General features: G+C 63.2%; 15 protein-coding genes, 4 tRNA genes and 2 pseudogenes. 16 read left to right on the forward strand and 5 right to left on the reverse strand.

Features of this window, described 5'->3' with window-relative positions; all coding sequences use genetic code 11:
- Positions 1–33 precede the first annotated feature (33 nt).
- The 6 genes and pseudogenes from rpoZ to AB5Y72_RS13145 all read left to right on the forward strand — a co-directional run bounded on the left by rpoZ (position 34) and on the right by AB5Y72_RS13145 (position 5,464).
- Positions 34–309 (forward strand): DNA-directed RNA polymerase subunit omega, encoded by a 276-nt coding sequence (gene rpoZ, locus AB5Y72_RS13120; protein WP_005307060.1) that lies wholly within the window; start codon positions 34–36, stop codon positions 307–309.
- Positions 310–444: 135 nt separating this feature from the next.
- Positions 445–2,562: a bifunctional GTP diphosphokinase/guanosine-3',5'-bis pyrophosphate 3'-pyrophosphohydrolase gene (spoT, locus tag AB5Y72_RS13125; protein WP_042079042.1), complete on the forward strand. Its 2,118-nt coding sequence runs from the start codon at positions 445–447 to the stop codon at positions 2,560–2,562.
- A gap of 107 nt (positions 2,563–2,669) precedes the next feature.
- Positions 2,670–2,766, forward strand: a pseudogene (locus AB5Y72_RS13130) (tRNA (guanosine(18)-2'-O)-methyltransferase TrmH); the annotation flags it as partial.
- 15 nt (positions 2,767–2,781) lie between these two features.
- On the forward strand, positions 2,782–3,528 hold the full coding sequence (gene trmH, locus AB5Y72_RS13135; protein WP_368199072.1) for a tRNA (guanosine(18)-2'-O)-methyltransferase TrmH: 747 nt from the start codon (positions 2,782–2,784) through the stop codon (positions 3,526–3,528).
- Positions 3,518–4,558, forward strand: coding sequence for an alpha/beta fold hydrolase (locus tag AB5Y72_RS13140; RefSeq protein ID WP_325783310.1), 1,041 nt, complete (start codon positions 3,518–3,520; stop codon positions 4,556–4,558). The genes trmH and AB5Y72_RS13140 overlap by 11 nt, the downstream gene beginning before the upstream one ends.
- Before the next feature lie 93 nt (positions 4,559–4,651).
- Positions 4,652–5,464: a Cof-type HAD-IIB family hydrolase gene (locus AB5Y72_RS13145; RefSeq protein ID WP_325783309.1), complete on the forward strand. Its 813-nt coding sequence runs from the start codon at positions 4,652–4,654 to the stop codon at positions 5,462–5,464.
- A gap of 58 nt (positions 5,465–5,522) precedes the next feature.
- Here AB5Y72_RS13145 and AB5Y72_RS13150 read toward each other — a convergent pair.
- From AB5Y72_RS13150 to AB5Y72_RS13170, 5 genes and pseudogenes are all read right to left on the reverse strand, one after another.
- Positions 5,523–6,034, reverse strand: a pseudogene (locus AB5Y72_RS13150) (ricin-type beta-trefoil lectin domain protein).
- Positions 6,035–6,213: 179 nt separating this feature from the next.
- Positions 6,214–6,290: transfer RNA gene (locus tag AB5Y72_RS13155), tRNA-Pro, on the reverse strand.
- A gap of 64 nt (positions 6,291–6,354) precedes the next feature.
- Positions 6,355–6,440: transfer RNA gene (locus tag AB5Y72_RS13160), tRNA-Leu, on the reverse strand.
- A 20-nt stretch (positions 6,441–6,460) separates the two neighbouring features.
- A tRNA-His gene (locus tag AB5Y72_RS13165) sits at positions 6,461–6,536 on the reverse strand.
- Positions 6,537–6,587: 51 nt separating this feature from the next.
- A tRNA-Arg gene (locus tag AB5Y72_RS13170) sits at positions 6,588–6,664 on the reverse strand.
- A 269-nt stretch (positions 6,665–6,933) separates the two neighbouring features.
- On the opposite strand from AB5Y72_RS13170, the gene AB5Y72_RS13175 reads away from it, so the two are divergent.
- The 10 genes from AB5Y72_RS13175 to AB5Y72_RS13220 all read left to right on the forward strand — a co-directional run bounded on the left by AB5Y72_RS13175 (position 6,934) and on the right by AB5Y72_RS13220 (position 23,479).
- Entirely contained in the window at positions 6,934–7,524 is a 591-nt protein-coding gene (locus AB5Y72_RS13175) for a TetR/AcrR family transcriptional regulator (protein WP_042079047.1), read from the forward strand.
- Positions 7,521–8,627 carry an efflux RND transporter periplasmic adaptor subunit gene (locus tag AB5Y72_RS13180; RefSeq protein ID WP_368199063.1) on the forward strand — a complete coding sequence of 369 codons (1,107 nt, stop codon included), beginning with the start codon at positions 7,521–7,523 and terminating at the stop codon, positions 8,625–8,627. Before AB5Y72_RS13175 ends, AB5Y72_RS13180 begins: the two co-directional genes overlap by 4 nt.
- A 15-nt stretch (positions 8,628–8,642) precedes the next feature.
- Positions 8,643–11,723: a multidrug efflux RND transporter permease subunit gene (locus AB5Y72_RS13185; protein ID WP_042079049.1), complete on the forward strand. Its 3,081-nt coding sequence runs from the start codon at positions 8,643–8,645 to the stop codon at positions 11,721–11,723.
- Positions 11,724–11,843: 120 nt separating this feature from the next.
- On the forward strand, positions 11,844–13,802 hold the full coding sequence (locus AB5Y72_RS13190; RefSeq protein WP_368199064.1) for an ATP-binding protein: 1,959 nt from the start codon (positions 11,844–11,846) through the stop codon (positions 13,800–13,802).
- Between the two features lie 76 nt (positions 13,803–13,878).
- Positions 13,879–15,228, forward strand: a complete 1,350-nt coding sequence (gene gorA / locus AB5Y72_RS13195; protein WP_368199065.1) for a glutathione-disulfide reductase — start codon at positions 13,879–13,881, stop codon at positions 15,226–15,228.
- A 325-nt stretch (positions 15,229–15,553) separates the two neighbouring features.
- Entirely contained in the window at positions 15,554–17,236 is a 1,683-nt protein-coding gene (kdpA, locus tag AB5Y72_RS13200) for a potassium-transporting ATPase subunit KdpA (protein WP_368199066.1), read from the forward strand.
- Positions 17,237–17,291: 55 nt separating this feature from the next.
- Entirely contained in the window at positions 17,292–19,349 is a 2,058-nt protein-coding gene (gene kdpB, locus AB5Y72_RS13205) for a potassium-transporting ATPase subunit KdpB (RefSeq protein ID WP_368199067.1), read from the forward strand.
- Between the two features lie 158 nt (positions 19,350–19,507).
- A complete protein-coding gene (locus tag AB5Y72_RS13210) occupies positions 19,508–20,035 on the forward strand; it encodes a potassium-transporting ATPase subunit C (RefSeq protein WP_325783301.1) in 528 nt (175 codons plus the stop codon).
- 118 nt (positions 20,036–20,153) lie between these two features.
- Positions 20,154–22,742, forward strand: coding sequence for a sensor histidine kinase KdpD (locus AB5Y72_RS13215; protein ID WP_325783300.1), 2,589 nt, complete (start codon positions 20,154–20,156; stop codon positions 22,740–22,742).
- Between the two features lie 53 nt (positions 22,743–22,795).
- Positions 22,796–23,479, forward strand: a complete 684-nt coding sequence (locus tag AB5Y72_RS13220; RefSeq protein WP_325783299.1) for a response regulator — start codon at positions 22,796–22,798, stop codon at positions 23,477–23,479.
- Positions 23,480–23,484: the final 5 nt, after the last annotated feature.

The following is a 23,484-nucleotide window of genomic DNA, read 5'->3' on the forward strand; positions in this document are numbered from 1 at the left end:
CAATCACAGAAAGCCCAAACACTGGAGTCCCGCATGGCCCGCGTTACTGTAGAAGATGCTGTAAAACAGGTAGGTAACCGTTTTGACCTGGTGCTGGTCGCCGCGCGCCGCGCCCGTCAAATCGCGGTACAAGGCAAGGATCCCCTGGTCGACGAAGAGAACGACAAGCCGACCGTGATCGCCCTCCGCGAGATCGAACTGGGTCTGGTCAACAACCAGGTGATGGATACCCAGGACCGTTATGAGCAGCAAGAGCAGGAAGCCGCCGAGCTGGCTGCCGTTGCCGCCATCGCCGAAGGTCGCGGCTAAGTCAGTCGTTTCCCATAGTCGGCGCCCGCCCGGGTGCCGGCTGTTATCCCCATTTACAACCGCTCGAAAACCTCGCAAACTCGAGGGCATACCCTCAATTTCACGGATTGCCGTTTAACCGCTGCGGGGACTGTCTTGTATTTATTTGAAAACCTTAAAGAAATAGCCAGTTCCTACCTGCCACCCGAGCAGGTTGAGAAGCTCAGGCAAGCCTATGTGGTAGCCCGCGACGCTCACCAGGGACAGATGCGTTCCAGCGGTGAACCCTACATCACCCACCCCGTTGCCGTGGCCCGCATCCTGGGCGACATGCGCCTCGATCACGAAACCCTGATGGCCGCCGTGCTGCACGACGTCATCGAAGATACCCCTGTCACCAAGGACGACCTGGCCGAGCTGTTTGGCAACGCGGTCGCCGAACTGGTGTCCGGCGTCTCCAAGCTCGACAAGCTGAAGTTCCGCGATCGCAAGGAAGCCCAGGTCGAGAACTTCCGCAAGATGATGATGGCCATGACCCAGGACATCCGGGTCATCCTGATCAAGCTCGCCGACCGCACCCACAACATGCGCACCCTGGGCTCATTGCGGCCCGACAAGCGCCGCCGCATCGCCCGCGAGACCCTGGAGATCTTCGCCCCCATCGCCAACCGTCTCGGCATCCACACCATGAAGAACGAGCTGGAAGAGCTCGGCTTCGAGGCGCTCTACCCCATGCGCTCCCGCGTGCTGCGGGAATCGGTGCGTCGCGCCCGCGGCAACCGCCGCGAGATCATCGATTCCATCCAGAGCGAGATTGAGGGGCGTCTGCGGGAAGCCGGCATCGACGCCCAGGTGAGTGGACGCGAGAAGAACCTGTTCTCCATCTACAACAAGATGGAGAAAAAAGAGCTGCAATTCCACGAAGTGATGGATATCTATGCCTTCCGTGTCCGGGTGAAGGACATCGACACCTGCTACCGGGTGCTTGGGCAGATGCACAGCCTCTACAAGCCGCGCCCCGGTCGCTTCAAGGATTACATCGCCATCCCCAAGACCAACGGCTACCAGTCCCTGCATACCTCCCTGGTGGGGCCGCACGGTGTGCCGGTGGAGGTGCAGATCCGCACCGAGTTCATGGACCAGATGGCCGACAAGGGGGTCGCCGCCCACTGGGCCTACAAGCAGGATGGCGACAGCTCGGGCACCACGGCGCAGATCCGCGCCCAGCGCTGGATGCAGAGCCTGCTGGAGCTGCAGCAGAGCGCCGGCAGCTCCTTCGAGTTCATCGAGGGGGTCAAGACCGACCTCTTCCCCGACGAGATCTACGTCTTCACGCCGGAAGGGCGCATCATGGAGCTGCCCGCCGGCGCCACCCCGGTGGACTTCGCCTACACGGTGCACACCGACATCGGCCACGCCTGCGTCGGCTCCCGGGTCGACCGCCACCCCTACCCGCTCAGCAGCCCGTTGCACTCGGGTCAGACGGTGGAGATCATCACGGCGCCGGGCGCCCGCCCGAACGCGGCCTGGCTCAACTTCGTGGTGACCACCAAGGCACGCTCCAAGATCCGCCAGTTCCTCAAGAACCTGCGCACCGAGGAGTCGGTAGTGCTGGGCCGCCGCCTGCTGAACCATGCGCTCGGCGCCAAGAACATCGAAGACATCCCGGAAGCCCGCGTCAAGCAGGTGCTGGCCGACACCAAACACGAGAACCTGCAGGGGCTGCTGGCCGACGTAGGCCTTGGCAACGCCATGAGCGTCATGGTGGCGCGCCGCATGCTGGGGGATGAACTGCCACCGGAAGAGCAGCCCAAATCCACCAGCAAGAAGATGCCGATCAAGGGGGCCGACGGCATGCTGGTCACCTTCGCCAACTGCTGCCGCCCCATTCCGGGGGACGCCATCATCGCCCACATCAGCCCGGGCAAGGGCCTGGTGATCCACCAGGAGTCCTGCCGCAACATCAAGGGCTACAGCCGCGAACCGGACAAGTACCTGCCGGTACAGTGGGAAGTCGACAAGGAGCAGGAACAGGAGTTCCGCACCGGCATCAGCATCGAGATCGTCAACCACCAGGGCGCCCTGGCGGAGCTGGCCAACGTGATTGCCGCCACCGGTGCCAACATCCACGCCATCAGCACCGAGGAGAAGGATGGCCGGGTCTATGTGGTCACCCTGCTCATCACCACCAAGAGCCGGATCCACCTCGCCAACATCATGCGCAAGATCCGGGTGATGCCCAACGTGCTCAGGGTGAGCCGACAGAAGAACTGAACACAGGCGGCGCAAGCCGCCTGCTGCTTTTCAAGAGATACCCATGGCCCCATGCGGCAGGCCACCAGCCTTGTTGCGTGGACCAGCCTCACGACATAGAAACCGACATGACTCCTGAACGCTTCAAACGCATTTCCGACATGCTGGCCCAACACCAGCTCGATTTGACCGTCTGCATGCAAGAGATGCGTGCACAAGCCTCACGACATAGAAACTGATATGACTCCTGAACGCTTCAAACGCATTTCCGACATGCTGGCCCAACGCCAGCTCGACCTGACCGTCTGCATGGAAGAGGTCCACAAGCCGCACAACCTGGCCGCCATCGTGCGTACCGCCGACGCCATCGGCATTCACCGGGTGCACGCGGTCTGGCCCAAGAGCTGGATCCACAAGCGCAAGGGCACCGCCCGCGGCAGCCAGAACTGGGTGGACGTGAAGCTGCATCCGGACATCGGCAGCGCGGTGGCCGAACTCAAAGCCTCCGGCATGCAGATCCTGGCGACTCACCTTTCCGACAGCTCGGTGGACTTTCGCTCCATCGACTACACCAGGCCCACCGCCATACTGGTGGGCCAGGAGAAGCACGGCATCGGTGAAGAGGCGCTGGCCCTGGCCGATCACCATATCGTCATCCCCATGGTGGGCATGGTGCAGTCCCTCAACGTCTCGGTGGCCGCCGCAGCCATCCTCTATGAGGCCCAGCGCCAGCGCCAGCTGGCCGGCTGCTACCAGCGCGGCTGTCCGCTCAGTTTGGAAGAGCAGAACACCATCTTGTTCGAGGGGGGCTATCCCGTCTATGCCCAGCTCTGCAAGGAGAAAGAGATGCCCTACCCCCAGCTCGGCCCGGCCGGCGAAATCCTGGCGGACGAGCGTTGGTGGCAGCAGATGCAGCTGACCCGCAAGGGGTGGGCCGCACAACAGGAAGAGACGATGGAGATGGAGTATCCCGACGATGAAAATTAACTGCCTGCCCTTGCTGGCCCTGACCCTGTTTTCTGCCGGAGCCCTTGCCGTGAACCATGCCGTCCCACTCACCACAGAGCACGAGGTCCCCGCCCTCTATCAGCAGACCCTGCCCGACTTCTGGCGCCAGCACGCCGTCGAGGGGGCCTTCAAGGGCAAGGACGGGATCACCATCCGCTACGCCGCCCTGCGCCAGGCCAAGGTGGACAGAGCCATCCTCATCGTCAACGGCCGGGTCGAGAGCTATCTCAAGTACCAGGAGCTGGCCTGGGATCTGTGGCGCCAGGGCTACAGCCTCTACCTCATCGATCACCGCGGCCAGGGGCTCTCCGGCCGGATGCTGGTGGATCCCGAGAAGGGGTATGTCGACCAGTTCGACGATTATGTGGTGGATCTCAAGCAGTTCCATGACGAGGTGATCGCGCAGGACAAGCCCGCCAAGCTGTTCCTGCTGGCCCACTCCATGGGTGGCGCCATCTCGGCCCGCTATCTGGAGCGCTGGCCGGGCGACATCCAGGCGGCGGTGCTCTCCTCCCCCATGATGGGCATCAATCTGGGCGGCCTGCCCAAGTGGCTGGCCAAGGGGCTGGCGGCCACCATGGGCAGGGTCGGGGGCTGGTTTGGCGAGGCCCCTTATGGTCCTGGCCAGGGGCCTTACGAGGATCACGGCTTTGCCGACAACGAGCTGACCCACAGCGAGGCGCGCTATCAGGCCTTCCGGCAGGTCTATGCGCAGCATCCGCAGATCCGGCTGGGGGGGGCCACAGCCCACTGGATCCACCAGGGCATCGCCGGCTCCGATGCCGCCGTGGCCGACGCGGGCGCCATCAAGACGCCGCTGCTGGTGCTGCAGGCCGGCGACGACAGCGTGGTAGACAACGCGGCGCAGGATGCCTTCTGTGCCAACGCCCGTTGCGAAGGGGGCAAGCCGCTTCGCATCGAGGGGGCCTGGCACGAGCTTTTCATCGAGGCGGATCCCCAGCGCCAGGCCGCGCTCAACGCAACCCTGGCCTTCTTCGCACGCTACTAGCGGCTGGTTATTTTTTGTACCCCTAAATAAATGGGGTCGCGGGAGCGGTTGCTGTACACTGCTCCCGCTTTCATTCGTAACCCCGAGGTGATGATGTATAAGGTCGTTGTATCCGATCTCGATGGTACCCTGCTCAACGGGCAGCACCAGATCTCCCCCCGTACCCGGGATACCCTGCACCGCCTGGTGGCACAGGGTGTCAAGTTCGTGGTGGCCACAGGCCGGCATCATGTGGACGTGCGCAGCATCCGCGACACCCTCGGACTCGATATCTATCTCATCACCTCCAACGGCGCCGTGGTGCACGACAAGCAGGATCATCTGGTCTACAACCAGGCGCTGCCGAGCACGGTCGCGGCCGAGCTGATCGCGCTGGAGCGCGACCCTTCCATCCACATCAACGTCTACTACGGCGACGAATGGCTGGTGGAAGAGGAGATGCCCTGGCTGCTGCAGTTCCATCACGACTCCGGTTTCAGCTACCGTCTGACCGATCTCGCAAGCCACCCGCTGGACAAGATCAACAAGGTGTTTTACATCGGCGACCACGAGAAGCTGCTGCTGATCGAGGCCGAGCTCAACCAGCGTTACGGCGACCGGATCAACGTCACCTTCTCCCTGCCGGACTGTCTCGAGGTGATGCACGCCGGAGTGCACAAGGGCAATGCCGTGCGCGCCGTGCTGGAGCAGCACGGGCTGGAGATGTCCCAGGCGGTGGCCTTCGGCGATGGCATGAACGACTTCGAGATGCTGAGTATGGTGGGTCGTGGTGTGGTGATGGGCAACGCCCACGATCGCCTCAAGCTGGCCCTGGCGCACCACGAGCAGACCCTCACTTCCGATGAAGACGGTGTCGCCGTCTATCTGGAGCAGCTGTTCGCACTGACCGGCGTCAACGTCGCCTGACCCCTTCCGCCATGGGCATCCCCTGCCCATGGCACCATCCTCTGCAACGACCTGCGCCTCAGCGGATAAGGCTTTTCAGATCCGGCAGTGTCATCATCCCCTCTTCCGGCTGCCACGCGAAACTCTGGTTGGCGCCGCCGTAACATTCGGCCAGTCGCAGCGGTGTTCCCGGCTGGTGGCGACGTCCAGCCACGTCCAGGCAGAGGCCGGTCTTGCGGTTGAACAGACGATCCCCCTGCCACTGCCATTGGCGGCTCTCATCTCCACACTCGGTCATGGCCAGCTCTCCCTCCCCTCTGGCGACCAGGCAACGCTGCGCCAGTTGCAGGGCGCCGGCATCCCAGCTGAATTGCTGGCGGACACTCAGGTCACAAGGCTGGGTGATCAGCCGCTCCCGGGCATCCATGGCCACGCAGAAGCCCCCGTCTGTCACCAGCGCCGAGGCAGGGGGGGGCTCTGCATGGGGGCGGCCCCCATCAGGAGCTCGTCGGGTTGCGGCTTGTAGGCGCAGCCACCGAGGGCCACGACAGCCAGCGCCAGGGCGTTGGCGCGAACAGTGTTAGGGGACATAGGGCATGCAGGCCTGCAGTGTGTTCGATCACGAATGCCCGCGGATAGCGGGTCAGCCCCAGCATACCCGAAGCCTGTACGGGAAAGAGCTAACTGAATTGTAAACAGACGTGACAGAGCGGAAAGGCCGCCAGAGGACAGAAAGCAAAAAACCCCGCATGGCGGGGTTTTTCAGAATGTGGTCGGTGATAAAGGATTCGAACCTTTGACCCTCTGGTCCCAAACCAGATGCGCTACCGGGCTGCGCTAATCACCGAAACTATTTTGATTTTACAAAAAACAAAGACGACCCTGTGGTCATCCTCGTTATACAGCAAGTATGGTGCGAAGAGAGGGACTCGAACCCTCACACCCGGGGGGCACTAACACCTGAAGCTAGCGCGTCTACCAATTCCGCCACCTTCGCATACCTGACAAGCTGTAAAATGGGGTGGCTGATGGGGCTCGAACCCACGACAACCGGAATCACAATCCGGGACTCTACCAACTGAGCTACAGCCACCACAGCTGTTTTTCGTTCTTCAACACGCCCGTTTAACCGGCGCACGTTGGATGGTGCGCCCGACAGGATTCGAACCTGTGACCTCTGCCTCCGGAGGGCAGCGCTCTATCCAGCTGAGCTACGGGCGCTACGCTGTCGAACGGGGCGCATTATTGATGATGGCGCTCACCTTGTCCACTCTTTTTTTGACACAAAGAATCAAGTGACTGTTTTTCAATCACTTTCGGTCCTTTTCAAGTATTTTTGTTTTGTTCAGCCTGGATCCAGCTTTACCCGCTACTTTTGACTCCCCTCATACAGCCACCATACAGCGATCGATGACGGGCAGAGTCTTGACTTGCCTCACGACCCACCTAGAATGAATGAACGTTCATTCAGTCATTGATTTCTGATAACCATGGATAAGAAAGAACGCATTTTTGAAGCGGCTCACGAGATCCTCGGCGAGCAAGGCTTCTACGGCCTTTCCATTGCCGTGGTCGCCAAGAAAGCCAAGGTGGCGGCAGGGACCATCTATCGCTACTTCAGCGACAAGGATGATCTGATCCGCCAGCTCTATCAGCACACTATTCTCAAATGTCATCCCCTGGTCATGGAGGGCGTGCAGATAGAGGAGGTGTCATACCGGCAGTATCGCCGCCTCTGGCTCAACATAGATGCCATCTTTACCAGCTACCCCAATGCACTCAAGTGCAAATTGCAGTACGAAAGTTCTCCATTGGGGGCTGAATTGGAGCGGGATCCGGTCATAATGGCGACGTGGGCGCCACTTGAGCGCTTCTTCGAGCAGGGACGCCAGCAGGGACTCTTCATCGACCTCCCCGTCCTGGTGTTGCAGGCATTGAGTCTGGATTGCGTGGCCAACCTGGCACAGCAACGCCGGGTTCACGATTTCGAATTGACGCAGGAACAGCTGGAGACGGTCATCCGGGCCAGCTGGAATGCCATTTTAAACCCTAATGTTTCCATCACAGGAGCCTGTTCATGAAAAAGTGGATGGCCGTCATGCTGCTGATAGCACTCGCCCTGTTTGGCAGTGTCATCGGTTTCAATATGTTCAAACAGAAGAAGATCGCAGAGTTCATGGCCAATCGACCCGAGCCAGAGTTCCCGGTGACCGCCATGGTGACCAAGGCCCAGGACTGGGTCCCCACCATAGAGGCGATCGGCTTCATCGAGCCGAATCAGGGGGTCACCCTCTCCAGCGAGCTGTCAGGCACCATCGACGCCATCCGGTTTGAATCCGGGGCGCACGTCAAGGCGGATCAGCTGCTGCTGAGCCTGGACTCCAGCGTGGAAAAGGCCAACCTGAACTCTTCCCAGGCCAGACTGCCGGCGGCCCGGGCCAAGTTCGAGCGCTACAAGAACCTGTACCAGAAGAACTCTATCTCCCGGGACCAGCTGGATGATGCCGAGGCGAGCTACCGCTCCCTGGAGGCGGACATCGACAGCCTGAAGGCCACCATAGCCCGTCGCGAAGTGCGCGCCCCCTTCAGCGGCGCCGTGGGCCTGCGCAACGTCTTCCTCGGTCAGTACCTGGAGCCGGGAACCGAGATAGTGCGGCTGGAAGACACCAGCGTGATGCGCCTGCGCTTCACCGTGCCCCAGACCGACATCTCCAGGATTACCCTGGGCCAGACCATCAAGATCAACGTGGATGCCTATCCCCAGACCCAGTTTGACGGCCAGATCACCGCCATCGAACCTGCGGTCAACTACCAGAGCGGCCTGGTCCAGGTGCAGGCGGACATCCCGAACAACGAGGGTCAGCTCCGCTCCGGCATGTTCGCCCGCGCCAGCATCATACTGCCCACGGTGAAGGATCAGATCGTGATCCCGCAGTCCGCCATCTCCTTCACCCTCTATGGCGAGAACGTCTACGTCATTCACGAGGTGGACGGCATGAAACGCGCCAAGCAGGTAGTGGTCAAGGCGGGTGAGCGCCGTGGCAACGACGTCCATGTGCTCTCCGGCATCAAGGCCGGCGATCAAATCGTGCTGTCGGGCCAGGTTCGCCTGAGCAACGACACCAAGGTACGCGTGGTCGAGAACGATGCCCTCGCCGTCCCGGCACAAACCCCGATGCTGTAAACGCGGAGATCTGCGATGCGATTTACCGACATATTCATAAAACGGCCGGTGCTGGCGATCTCGCTCAGCTTCCTGATAGCCCTGCTGGGCTTCCAGGCCATCTTCAAGATGCAGGTGCGGGAATACCCCGAGGTCACCAACACGGTGATCACGGTCACCACCAGCTACTACGGCGCCAGTTCGGACCTGATCCAGGGCTTCATCACCCAGCCGCTGGAGCAGGCGGTCGCACAAGCCGACAACATCGACTTCATGACCTCCTCGAGCCAGCTGGGCAGCTCCACGGTAACGGCCTACATGAAGCTGAACACCGATCCCAATGCCGCGCTGTCCGACATCCTGGCCAAGGTCAACTCGGTGCGTTCCCAGTTGCCCAAAGAGGCGGAAGACCCCTCGGTCACCTCCTCCACCGGCTCCACCACGGCGGTGCTCTACATGGGCTTCACCAGCCCTGAGCTCAACTCCAGCCAGATCACCGACTACCTGGAACGGGTCATCAAGCCCCAGCTGTTCACCGTGGGGGGGGTCTCCAAGGTGGATCTGTACGGTGGGGTCGAGTTCGCCCTGCGGGTGTGGCTGGATCCGGCCAAGATGGCCGCCTTTGACCTGACCTCCAGCGACGTGATGACTGTGCTCAACAGCAACAACTATCAGTCTGCCACCGGCCAGGCCACGGGTTACTTCACCCTGTTCAACGGCAACGCCGAAACCCAGGTCAGCAACATCGAGGAGCTCAAGCGCCTGGTGGTGGCGACCCGGGACAGCAAGGTGATCCGCCTCTCCGACATCGCCAAGGTGTCGTTGGAGAAGAGCCACGACATCTATCGCGCCAGCGCCAACGGCCGCGAGGCCGTGGTACTGGCCATCAACGCGGCACCGACCGCCAACCCCATCAACATCGCCCACGATGTGCTGGAGCTGCTGCCGAGCCTGAAGAGCAACATGCCGAGCACCATGCAGGTGAACGTCCTGTATGACTCCACCATCGCCATCAACGAGTCCATCCACGAGGTCATCAAGACCATACTGGAGGCGGCCGCTATAGTGCTGGTCGTGATCACCCTGTTCCTGGGTTCGTTCCGGGCGGTCATCATCCCCATCATCACCATACCGCTGAGCCTCATCGGGGTGGTGATGATGATGGACATGTTCGGCTTCTCGATAAACCTGATGACCCTGCTGGCCATGGTGCTGGCGATCGGCCTGGTGGTGGATGACGCCATCGTGGTGCTGGAGAACGTCGACCGTCACATCAAGGAAGGGGAAGAGCCGTTCCGGGCCGCCATCATAGGCACCCGGGAGATCGCCGTGCCCGTCATCGCCATGACGGTCACCCTGGCCGCGGTGTACGCGCCCATCGCCCTGATGGGGGGCATCACAGGCTCCCTGTTCAAGGAGTTCGCGCTGACCCTGGCGGGGGCGGTCTTCGTCTCCGGCATCATCGCCCTGACCCTGTCGCCCATGATGTGCGCCAAGATGCTCAGGGCCAACGAGGAGCCGGGCAAGTTCGAGCGTACCGTGCACGATCTGCTGGACCGGATGACGGCCCGCTACGACAGCATGCTGCATGCCGTGATGCAAAAGCGCATCGTGGTCATCCTGTTCGCCGTCATCGTGTTCGCCAGCCTGCCGCTGCTGTTCAAGTTCATCCCGAGCGAATTGGCGCCGTCCGAGGACAAGGGGGTCATGGCCGTGCTGGGCACGGCGCCCTCCAACGCCAACCTGGACTACATCGAAAACACCATGGCGGACGTGAACAAGATCCTGGACGACCAGCCCGAGATCGCCTACTCCCAGGTCTTCTCCGGGGTGTTCAACGCCAACCAGGCCTTCGGCATCGCCTCCATGGTGCCCTGGAGCCAGCGTGAGGCGAGCCAGAAAGAGGTGCTGGATCGGGTCGCCGGTCTGGTGCAGGGCATCCCCGGGATGGCCATCACCACCTTCCAGTTCCCCGAGCTGCCGGGTGCGTCGAGCGGTCTGCCCATCCAGTTCGTCATCACCACCCCGAACAGCTTCGAGAGCCTGTTCCTGATCGCGGGTGAGATGCTGGCGGCCACCCAGGCCAACGGCCAGTTCGTCTATTCGGATCTCGATCTGAACTACGACTCGGCCACCATGAAGATCAGCATCGACAAGGACAAGGCGGGTGCCTACGGCATCACCATGCAGGACATCGGCATCACCATGGGCACCATGATGGCGGACGGTTACGTCAACCGTATCGATCTGGATGGCCGCTCCTACGAGGTGATCCCGCAGGTGGAACGCAAGTACCGCCTGAACCCCGAGTCCCTCAAGGGCTACTACGTGCGTGCCGCCGACGGCAAGTCGATCCCGCTGGGCAGCCTGATCAAGATTGAGGTGGTGGGCGAGCCCCGTGCCCTGCCCCACTTCAACCAGCTGAACTCCGCCACCATAGGCGCCGTTCCGGCACCTGGCGTGGCCATGGGGGATGCGATCAACTGGTTCAAGGCCACCGCGGAAGAGAAGCTGCCCCAAGGCTATCGTTATGACTTCATGGGGGAAGCCCGCCAGTTCGTGACCGAAGGCAATGCGCTCTACGCCACCTTCGCCCTGGCCCTGGCCATCATCTTCCTGGTGCTGGCCATCCAGTTCGAATCGGTGCGCGATCCCCTGGTGATCATGGTGTCGGTGCCGCTCGCCATCAGCGGCGCGCTGATCGCCCTGGCATGGGGCATGGCCACCATGAACATCTACTCCCAGGTCGGTCTCATCACCCTGGTCGGTCTGATTACCAAGCATGGTATTTTGATCTGCGAGGTGGCGAAGGAGGAGCAGCTGCTGCACGGCCTGAACCGGATGCAGGCCGTGATGCAGGCCGCCAAGGTGCGTCTGCGCCCCATCCTGATGACCACGGCAGCCATGATCGCCGGTCTGATCCCCCTGCTCTATGCCTCGGGGGCGGGCGCGGCCCAGCGCTTCAGCATCGGCATCGTCATCGTGGCGGGACTGGCCATCGGCACCCTGTTCACCCTGTTCGTGCTGCCGGTGATCTACACCTTCCTGGCCTCGGAGCACAAGCCGCTGCCGGAATTCGACGAGTCCATTCCGGCCAAGGCCAAGGGCGGTCACTGATCCCTGCCCACACAAATAAGGCCCCGAAAGGGGCCTTATTTTTATCCATTTGATCACACACGACACAAGTCCATGAAGCAGTTACACTAAACCGTTCTCAATCCAGACCGCAAGGACGCCATGTCAGGACTCTTCTCCAAGGCCGTCGGCCTTAACGGACTCTCATATCGTCTGCTTTCCTACATTCTGATCTGCAGCACGTTGCTGGCGCTGGCCATCACTGTGCTGCAGCTCGCCTGGGACTACAACAAGGACGTGACCGTCATCGAGGCCAGCATCGACCAGATCGAGGCCTCCTTCCTGCAGCCCATCTCCGCCAGCCTGTGGAACTTGGATGAAGAGCAGGTCAAGGTGCAGATCGAAGGCATCATGAACCTGCCCAACATGCAGTTCGTCATGGTCAAGGAGATGCTGGGCAACTCCGAGGTGCCCCTGCTAACCCAGGGAGTGGAGCAGGCCCAGTACGACATCTCCCGCGAATTCACCCTCAGCTACCAGGGGGAAGTGGTTGGCAAGCTGTTCGTCGCCGCCTCGCTGGATCAGGTCTATCAGCGCCTCATCGAGAAGTCCGTGCTGATCCTGGTCAGCCAGACCATCAAGACCCTGGTGGTCTCCTTCTGCATCCTGGTCATCATCTACTATCTGGTGATCCGTCATATCAACCGCATCGTCAGCTACGCCCAGAAACTTAGCCTGGATCGCCTGGCGGTCGAGCTGACCCTGGAGGGGCGCCCCCTGCCCCGCAAGCACCCGGACGAGTTCGATACGCTGGCCGCCACCCTCAACCAGATGCGCACCCGGCTGAACGACGAGTTCACGGCCCGCCACCAGGCCGCCGATCAGCTGCAACAGGAGCGGGACTTCTCCGCCACCCTGATCAACTCCGCCAACATGGTCATCTGCTGCATGGAGCCGGATCTCAACATCGCCAGCATCAACCCGGCGGCCATACTGCTGACCGGCTATCACCATGAGGAGCTGCTGCAGCACAACTGGCTGGATCTGTTCGTCAGCCAGGAGCAGCGCGACGAGCTGGCCGCCATCCTGACCGAACAGGGGGCGCTGGAGGACAGGGAGATCACCATGCACGACCAGCAGGGCAACGAGCTGGTCCTGCAGTGGACCTTCGCCCCCTTCTACGAGGGGCCCAATCTCAAGTACCTGATCGGCTTTGGCTACGACATCACTCCCCTCAAGAAGGTGGAGCGGGAGATCACCCTGTTCAACGAGCAGCTGGAGGGCAAGGTGGCGGAGCGTACCCGCAGCCTGAGCGATGCCAACGAGCAGCTCGGCAAGGCCTACGACGATCTCAAGCAGGCCCAGCAGACCCTGGTGGAATCGGAGAAGATGGCCTCCCTCGGATCCCTTGTCGCCGGCGTGGCCCACGAGATCAACACCCCCATCGGCATCAGCGTGACCGCCTCCTCCTATCTGCAGGAGCGAGTCGCCGACTTCAAGCAGCACCTCGAGGCCAAGCAGCTCTCCCGTTCCTACCTCAACGAGTTCACCCAGAATCTCGACGAGTCGATGCAGCTGCTGCAAGGCAACCTGAGGCGTGCCTCCGAGCTCATCGCCAGCTTCAAGCAGGTGGCGGTCGATCAGTCGTCCGAGGCGCGCTACAACTTCAGCCTCGCCGACAACCTGCACCAGGTGGTGGTCTCCCTCGGCTACAAGCTGAAGAAGGCCCAGTGCGAGGTCGACATTCAATGCGATCCCAAGCTGACCCTCTACTCCTTCCCTGGCAGCTTCACCCAGATCTATTCCAACCTGATCCTCAACTCCATCCATCACGGTTTCGATGACTGGGACAGACCCAGAAAGATCACCATCAAGGTGGAGCAGCAGGGAGACGAGCTGGTCATCGACTACAGCGACAACGGTCGCGGCATCCCGCCGGAGATACTGCCGCGCATCTTCGATCCCTTCGTCACCTCCAAGCGGGGCCATGGCGGCAGCGGGCTCGGCACCCACATCATCTACAACCTGGTGGTGCAACTGCTGCGCGGCCGCATCCACTGCGCCAGCGAACCGGGGCAGGGTGCCCAGTTCCACATTCGCCTGCCCATCCAGCAGAACTGAGCACCGGCTCTTGTGAGCCGGCCGCTTTGTCCCCATCATGCTGTGATTGCATCCTCAACGAGCGGAGAACCTCGCAATGGCACAGCATTTTGACTACATCGCCATCGGCGGCGGCAGCGGCGGCATCGCCTCGGCCAACCGGGCCGCCATGTACGGCAAGAGAGTCGCCCTGATCGAAGCCAAAGAGCTGGGTGGCACCTGCGTCAACGTCGGCTGCGTGCCGAAGAAGGCCATGTGGTATGCAGGCCAGATCGCCGATGCCCTGAAATACGGTGCCGACTACGGCTTCGACACCACCCTCAACCACTTCAGCTGGGCCAGGCTGGTCGAGTCCCGCCAGGCCTACATCGGCCGCATTCATCAGTCCTACCAGAACGTGCTGGGCAAGAACCAGATCACCGTCATCAAGGGCTTCGCCCGCTTCGTCGACAACCATACCGTCGAGGTGAACGGCGAGCAGTACACGGCCGATCACATACTGATCGCCACCGGCGGCCGCCCCGAGGTCCCGACCATTCCGGGCGCCGAACTGGGCATCGACTCCGACGGTTTCTTCGACCTGCAAAGCCAGCCCAAACGGGTCGCCGTGGTGGGGGCCGGCTACATCGCCGTGGAGATCGCAGGCGTGATGCAGGCGCTCGGCTCGGAGACCCATCTGGTGGTGCGCAAGCACGCGCCGCTGCGCAACTTCGACCCCATGATCCACGAGACCCTGGTGGAGATCATGGCGCAGGAAGGGCCCAGGCTGCACACCCACGCCATCCCGAAAGCGGTGGTCAAGAACGCCGACGACAGCCTGACCCTGCAACTGGAAGATGGTCGCCACCTCACCGTCGACTGCCTGATCTGGGCCATCGGCCGCGTCCCGGCCACCGACAACCTCAATCTGGCCGCCGCCGGCATCGAGCTGGACGAGAAGGGCTTTATCCCGACCGACAAGTTCCAGAACACCAATGTCGCCAACGTCTATGCCGTCGGTGACAACACAGGCCGCATCCAGCTCACCCCGGTGGCTGTCGCGGCGGGCCGCCGCCTCTCCGAGCGGCTGTTCAACAACAAGCCGGGCGAGCACCTCAACTACGATCTGGTGCCGACCGTGGTGTTCAGCCACCCGCCCATCGGCACCATAGGGCTGACCGAGCCGGAAGCCGTCGCCAAATACGGTGAAGATAAGGTCAAGGTCTACCGCAGCCAGTTCACCGCCATGTACTCGGCCCTGACCCAGCATCGCCAGCCCACCCGGATGAAACTGGTCTGCGTCGGGCCGGAAGAGAAGGTGGTCGGCCTGCACGGCATCGGCTTCGCCATGGACGAGATCCTGCAAGGCTTCGGCGTCGCCATGAAGATGGGCGCCACCAAGGCGGACTTCGACAACTGCGTCGCCATTCACCCCACCAGTGCGGAAGAGTTTGTGACCATGCGCTAACCGCATATCAAGGTCACAGCAACTTGCTACCAAACCCGGCCCAGGCCGGGTTTTTTGTGCCTTGCCCGTCCACCAGCCGGCAACACCCGCCTTCTTTACGCCGATTTTACGCCCGCTCCCGGCCGCTTTATGGCGCCTTTACGCCCCTCTTTCATACCCTTTCAGCGTCAATGACACCTCTGGGATCGACACGGATATGCATCGGTCCCTGACGCTAATTACCTCAACGGAGTCGTTATGAATTGGCTATATCTGCTGCTGGTCCTCGCCCTCGCGGGTTATCTGCTGCGCGCCCTCGCGCGCACCCATGAGTGAGGAACCGGATATGTGGCAAGAGATCATCTATCCCGTCGCGTTCGTGCTGCTGGTGCTGCTGCCGGCACCTCTGCTTGGCAACTACCTCTATCGGGTGTTTGAAGGCAAGAGTCGCTGGCTGGCCCCGCTTGAGCGCGCCACCCTGGCCTGCTGTGGCACGGACGGGCGCGAGCAGGACTGGAAGTCCTACGCCCTCAGCCTGCTGGCCTTCAACGGCGCCGGCTTCGGCCTGCTGTTCCTGAGCCTGCTGGCGCAGGGGCTGCTGCCCCTCAACCCGCAACAGCTGCCCGGGCTGAACTGGCAACTCGCCTTCAACACCGCGGTCAGCTTCATGACCAACACCAACTGGCAGGCCTACTCCGGCGAAGCCAGCCTCTCCTACTTCAGCCAGATGGTGGGGCTCACCACCCAGAACTTCGTCTCCGCCGGCACCGGTGCCGCCGTCGCCGTCGCCCTGTTCCGCGGCATCGCCCGCCAGCAGACCACCCACCTCGGCAACTTCTGGCAGGATCTGGTGCGTTTCTGCCTCTATGTGCTGCTGCCGATGGCGCTGATCCTGGCGCTGCTGCTGGTCTGGCAGGGGGTGCCCCAGAGCCTGTCGGCCTACCTGCCGTTCCACGGACTGGAAGGCCAGGAACAGCTGCTGCCGCTCGGCCCGGCCGCCTCCCAGATCGCCATCAAGCAGCTCGGCTCCAACGGCGGCGGCTTCTTCGGCATCAACTCGGCCCATCCGTTCGAAAACCCCACCGCCCTCTCCAACTGGCTGGAGATGGTCGCCCTGCTGACTCTGGCTGCCGCCATGGTCTGCACCCTGGGTCGCTACGTGAAGGATCTGGCCCACAGCCGCGCCATTCTCATCGCCATGACCATCATGCTGGTGCTGGGGCTCTGCCTCGCCATCGGCCAGGAGCTGAAACCGGATCCCGCCCTCTCCCACCTCACCAGCGAAGCCGGCAATTGGGAAGGCAAGGAGAGCCGTTTCGGCCCCGTGCTGTCCAGCATCTGGGAAGTGGCCACCACCGCCGCCTCCAACGGCTCGGTCAACGCCATGCACGACAGCTTCACCCCCCTCGCCGGCATGGTCGGCATGATCAACATGCTGCTGGGTGAAGTGGTGTTCGGCGGCGTCGGCGCCGGCATCTACGGCATGATGCTGTTCGTGCTGCTCACCGTGTTCCTGTGCGGCCTGATGGTGGGGCGCACCCCCACCTATCTGGGCAAACGGCTCGGCATCACCGAGATGAAGTGGGTGGTCGCCAGCATGCTGGTGATGCCGGTCGGGGTATTGGTGATCGGCGGCATTACCCTGCTGATGCCGGACTCCGCCACCGTCATCGGTCACGATGGCCCCCACGGTCTGTCACGGCTGATCTATGCCTACGCCTCGGCCGCCGGCAACAACGGCTCCGCCTTCGCAGGCTTTGCCGCCGCCGACAGCTGGCAGTGCATCGCCATCGGGCTGGCCATGCTGCTCGGTCGCTTCGGCTACATCATCCCCGTGCTGGCCATCGCCGGCCAGCTGGCCCGCGCCCCTCGTCAGGAGCGAAGTGAAGGGGACTTCCCCGTCAGCGGCCCGCTCTTCATCACCCTGCTGATCGTCACCGTGCTGCTGATGGGGGGTCTCTCCTTCCTGCCGGTGCTGGCGCTGGGCCCGGTGGCGGAACACCTGAGCCTGCTGGGAGGTGCCTTCTGATGCTGCACACCCGACTGATCTGCGTGACCAACTATTCGATGCTGGGAGCTTTCCAATGAGCAAGTCCGCTTCAATGAGCACCGACACCCTCAAGGTGAAGGGCAAGAAACAGAAATCACAGATCCTGCAGGCTATGGTGGAAGCCCTCTATCGCTTCAACCCCAGGGCACTGCTGGGCAGCCCCATCCTGTTCACTCTCTGGCTGGCGGCCGTGATGGCGACCCTGGAGTCGCTGCTGGGGCAACCGCTCTCCGGAGTCGCTCCTTCGCTGGCCTGGCAGCTCACCGCCTGGCTCTGGCTGACCCTCTGGTTTGCGAACTTCGCCGAAACCCTGGCCGAAGGTCGCGGCAAGGCGCGGGCCGACAGCCTGAAGGCGGGCATGAGCCAGCTCAAGGCACGTCGTGTCACAGACCCCAGGGATGGGCAAGGGGAATGGGTGCCGGCCACCAGCCTGCTCAAGGGAGACCTGGTGCTGGTTCGCAGCGGCGAGATGATCCCGGCAGACGGTGAGGTCATCGCCGGCATCGCCTCGGTCAACGAGGCGGCCATCACCGGGGAATCCGCCCCCGTGATCCGCGAGTCGGGCACCGACCGCAGCGGCGTGACCGGCAACACCACAGTCGTCTCCGACGAGATCTGGATCCGGGTCAGCAACAACCCGGGTGAAAGCACCCTGGATCGCATGATCGCCCTGGTGGAAGGGGCCAAGCGCCAGAAGACCCCGAACGAGATGGCACTGGACACCCTGCTGGTGGGGTTGACCCTGATCTTCCTGCTGGTGGTCGCCACCCTGCCCTGGTTCCTCGACTACAACGACACCCAGGTCCCGCGTCTCTATCTGATCGCGCTCTTCATCACTCTGATCCCGACCACCATAGGCGGCCTGCTCTCCGCCATCGGCATCGCCGGCATGGACAGGCTGGTGAAGCTCAACGTGATCGCCAAGTCCGGCCGTGCCGTGGAGGCCGCCGGTGACGTACGCACCCTGCTGCTGGACAAGACCGGCACCATCACCTTCGGCAACCGGATGGCGGACGAGCTGATCCCGGCACCCGGGGTGGATCCCTCCTTGCTGGCCCAGGCGGCCATGCTGGCCTCCCTGGGTGACAACACCCCGGAGGGCAAATCCATCTTGACCCTGGCCGGCAAGAGCATGGCCAAGCCGAGTCAGCTGGAGAGCGACAAGGTGATCCCCTTCAGCGCCGAAACCCGGTTGAGCGGGCTGGATCGCAACGGCCACCAATACCGCAAGGGGGCGGTGGATGCGGTGCTGCGCTACCTCTCCCTCGAGCGCAAGGGGGTGCCCGAGCTCATCCTCAAATCCGTCGATCACATCGCCCGCCAGGGGGGCACACCGCTGCTGGTCTGCACCCACGAGCAGCTGCTGGGGGTGGTGTACCTCAAGGACATCATCAAGCCCGGCATCAAGGCACGCTTCCAGACCCTGCGCCACATGGGGATACGCACTGTGATGATCACCGGGGACAACCCGCTGACCGCCGCAGCCATCGCCGCCGAGGCCGGGGTGGACGACTTCATCGCCGAGGCGACCCCGGAGAAGAAGCTGGCCTACATCCGCCAGGAGCAGGCAGACGGCCGGCTGGTCGCCATGTGCGGGGACGGCGCCAACGATGCACCGGCGCTGGCCCAGGCCGACATGGGCCTGGCCATGAACGAGGGTACCCAGGCCGCCAAGGAGGCGGGCAACTTGGTGGATCTCGACTCCAACCCTACCAAGCTGCTGGACGTGGTGCTGGTGGGCAAGCAGCTGCTGGTGACCCGCGGCGCCCTGACCACCTTCTCCATCGCCAACGACGTGGCCAAGTACTTCGCCATCCTGCCGGCCCTGTTCATCGCCGCCTATCCGCAGCTGGGAGCGCTGAACCTGATGCAGCTGGGCAGTCCGGAGAGCGCCATCCTGTCGGCCATCATCTTCAACGCTCTGATCATCGTCGCGCTGGTGCCCCTGGCCCTGCGCGGGGTCAGCCTGCAGGGCACGGCCGCCAGCCTGCTGCGCCGCAACCTGCTGATCTACGGCGTCGGCGGTCTGATAGTGCCCTTTATCGGTATCAAGCTGATCGACCTGGTTATCACCGGCCTGGGGCTGGTGTGATGAAAACGCCGCGCAATGGTATCTACGGCCCGATCGTGCACCCATACATCGGCATCAAGTTGATCGACCTGGTCATCACCGGCCTGGGGCTGGTGTAACGGCATCAACGGATGCGGGGCAGACCCGCATCCACTCAACACATTTGGAGCAACTACATCATGATCGCAATCAGAACCCTGCTGACCCTGACCCTGCTGCTGGGGGTGGCGTATCCGCTGGCCGTCACCGGGCTGGCCCAGGTGCTGTTCCCCTGGCAGGCCAACGGCAGCCAGCTGCACGACGACAAGCAACAGCTGATCGGCAGCGCCCTGCTGGCCCAGAAGTTCGAGCGGGCGGAGTACTTCCACTCCCGCCCCTCCGCCAGCGACTTCGCCACCATCGGCAGCGGCGCCAGCAACCTCGGCATGAGCTCCCCCCTGCGGGCCGAGTTTGCCAATGAGGCGGCCAAGGCCCAGCCCGGCAACCCGTCACCGACCCTGCTGACGCGCTCCGGCTCGGGGCTGGATCCCCACCTGCCGCTGGATGCTGTGCTGTCCCAGGTGGACAGGGTGGCCAAGGAACGGGGACTGGATCCCGCCGTGCTGACGGAGCGGGTCAAATCGGCGACACAAGCTGGTATCCTTGGCCCGCAGGTGGTCAACATTCTCCAGTTGAACCTGCAACTCGATCATCAAAAGGGCGCCTGAGGGCGCTCCTTGCGATGCAGTAGATCACCCCTTTCAACGCAGCCGCAGGGCCCGCCGGGGACAAGCATGAGCAATGAGGTCACGGCCGCGGTAAGGCCGACGCAACGGGAGCACGGGGATGCGTGATGAGGTGAGGGCCGACGCCTTGCTGGCCAGCCTGGAAGAGGAACACAAGGGCAAGCTGAAAGTCTTCCTCGGCGCCGCCCCCGGGGTCGGCAAGACCTACGCCATGTTGCAGGCGGTGCGGGAACAGGCCAGGGAGGGTGTCGACATCCTGATCGGCGTGGTGGAGACCCACGGCCGCCAGGAGACCCTGGCCCTGCTGGACAAACTGCCCATCCAGCCGCGCCAACTCTACTCTCACCGTCAACAGCGGCTGGAAGAGATGGACCTCGATGGCCTGCTTGAGCGCAAGCCCGCCATCGCCGTGGTGGACGAGCTGGCCCACACCAATGCCCCGGGCAGCCGCCACGAGAAGCGCTGGCAGGATGTGGAGGAATTGCTCGGCGCCGGCATCGACGTCTACACCACCCTGAACGTGCAGCACCTGGAGAGCCTCAACGATCTGGTGTGGCAGCTGACCGGGGTCAGGGTCAAGGAGACCCTGCCGGATCAGGTGCTGCTGGATGCCGACAGCATCATCCTGATCGACCTGCCCCCCAAGGAGCTGCTCGACCGCCTCAAGGAGGGCAAGGTCTATGTGCCCCACCAGGCCAAGGCCGCCCTGCAATCCTTCTTCTCCCTCAACAACCTGACCGCCTTGCGCGAGCTGGCGATGCAGACTGCCGCCAGCCATGTGGAGGGGGATCTGCAACTGCAGTGGCAGGCGGCGGGCAAGAGCACCCTGCCGCTGCGGGGCAAGCTGATGGTCTGTCTCGGCGAACAGCACGGCGCCTCCCTGGTGCGCTACGGCCACCGCTTCGCCCAGCGCCGGCAGCTACCCTGGCTGGTGGTGCACATCGACAGCAAGGGGCAACGCTCGGCCGAGGTGGAGCAGGCGCTGGCGCTGGCCTCCCAGCTCGGCGCCAGGGTGCTGACCCTCTCCAACCCGGCGGTGGCCGATGCCCTGCTGGAGACCGCCGAGCAGCAGCAGGTATCGCAGCTGCTGCTCGGTAAACCGCACAATCCCCCCTGGCGCCGCTCCCTGGTGCAGCACCTGCTGAAACAGGCCAAGGGGTTCGAGATCACGCTAGTGGATACGGAGACGCGCAAGCCCGGTAAGGGTCTGCACCCCGTCGGTCCCAAGGACATCCGCCAGAGCCTGCTGGCAGTCGCCATCATGGGCGCGACCTCGGCCGTCGTCTGGGGGCTCTCCCACTGGCTGCCACCCGCCTCCCTGCCCATGCTGTTCGTGCTGGGGGTGCTGGCCACCGCCCTCACCACCAGCCTGGTGCCCGCCATCCTGGCGGCGGTGCTCGGCTTCGTGGCCCACAACCTGTTGTTCACGCCCCCCTATTTCTCACTCAGCGTGGCCAGCCAAAGCGACCTGCTCACCCTGTTCGTGCTGCTTATTGTCGGCATCGCGGCCGGCCGGCTCGCCTCACGCCAGCGCCAGCAGCTGGTGGGGCTGCGCGAGACCCAGCAGCTCGGCACTGCCCTGCTGTCGTTGAGCCAGGGGTTGGCCACCGCCAGCAACCCGGTGGAAGTGCTGCGACAGGGCACTCAGGCCATCGCCCTGGCCCTGGGCCAGCCGGTGTTTGCCCTCGACGAGGATTACCAGCACAGGGCCGGTGACGAACTGCGGGGACCCGGCCAGACCGACAAGGCGGCTATCGACTGGTGCCTGGCCCAGAAGCAGAGCGCCGGCGCCCACACCGCCACCCTCAACGCGGCCGAGGCCCAGTATCATCACCTCAGCGACGAGCTGGTGCTCGGCATCCGGCTGGCCAAACCGCTCGCCTCCTCCGCCGAGCATCAACTGCAGGCGCTGCTCACCGACATCCGTGCCGCCCTGGCCCGTATCGATCTTAACGAGCGGCTGGCGGACAGCCAGCTGCAGGCGGAGACGGATCGGATGCGTGCCGCCCTGCTCTCCTCCGTCTCCCACGATCTGAAGACGCCGCTCGCCACCATCATGGGGGCCGGCAGCACCCTGCTGGAATACGGTGATCGGATAAGTGCGGAGGATCGCAGCGAACTGCTGCACTCGGTGCAGGACGAGGCGCGCCGCCTGCACAGCTATGTGCAGAACCTGCTGGACATGACCCGCATCGGCTCGCCGGACTTCCAGCTGAAGCGGGACTGGGTCGAGCTCGCCGATCTGGTGGAGAGCGCCCGCAAGCGGCTCGACTCCTCCTGGCGCCAGCACAAGCTGCTGGTGCACTTCGATCAGCAGCTCCCCCGGCTCTATGTGCACGGCGCCCTGATCGAGCAGGTGCTGGTCAACATCCTCGACAATGCCTCCCGCTACTCACCAGCTGGCACCCCCATCGAGTTCAAGGTGATGCTGGCGGACCCCGACCTCATCATCGACATCATCGATATCGGGGTCGGCATCGCCGAGTCGGACAGGGACAAGATCTTCAACCTCTTCTACACCCAGCCGGTCGGCGACTGCGGCAGCCGCGGCACCGGGCTTGGCCTCGCCATTTCCCGCGCTATGATAGAGGCCCACGGCGGCCGCATCTGGGCATTCGCCGGGCCAAACGGCAACGGCACCTGCATGCGCATCTCCCTGCCGCTGGCCCTCAATGCGCCCGAGGTGTAGATGCACAGGCCTGGCCGGTTTCTCTCTCTTCCATCTTCACTGCCGGAGGTCGAATGGCCCATATCCTGGTCATAGATGATGAAGCGGCCATCCGCCGCTTCCTGCGCATCAGCCTGGTCGCCGAGGGGCACCAGGTGAGCGAAGCCGTGAGTATCGGCGAGGGGCTGGCGCAGTATCGCCACCTCAATCCCGACCTGGTGATTCTGGATCTCGGCCTGCCGGACGGTGACGGTCTCCAGGTGCTGCAGGCCATTCGCGAGCACCACGCCAACCCCGTGCTGGTGCTGTCGGCGCGGGACTCCGAGCAGGAGAAGGTGCGATTGCTGGATGCGGGAGCGAACGACTACATGAGCAAGCCGTTCGGCGTCGGCGAGATGATGGCCCGCATCCGGGTGCTGCTGCGCCAGCGTGCGGGGGCCACCAGCGGCGAGTGCCGCCACTTCCCCCAGTGCGGGCTGACCCTGGACAGCAGCAGCCACAGAGTCACGCTGCAAGGCGAAGAGATCCCCCTCTCCCGCAAGGAGTTCGCCCTGTTGCAGGCACTGGTGTGCCACCCCGGCAAGCTGGTGCAGCAGACCCAGCTGCTCAACGACATCTGGGGACCGAGTCACAAGGAGGACACCCACTACCTGCGCATCCTCATCGCCAGCCTGCGCAAGAAGCTGGGGGACAATCCCCATCAACCCACCCTTATCGAGACTGAATCCGGCATTGGCTACCGCTTTATCGGCAGTTGATGTTG

The organism is Aeromonas sp. R7-4 (assembly GCF_040908055.1).
Classification (GTDB): Bacteria; Pseudomonadota; Gammaproteobacteria; order Enterobacterales; family Aeromonadaceae; genus Aeromonas; species Aeromonas sanarellii.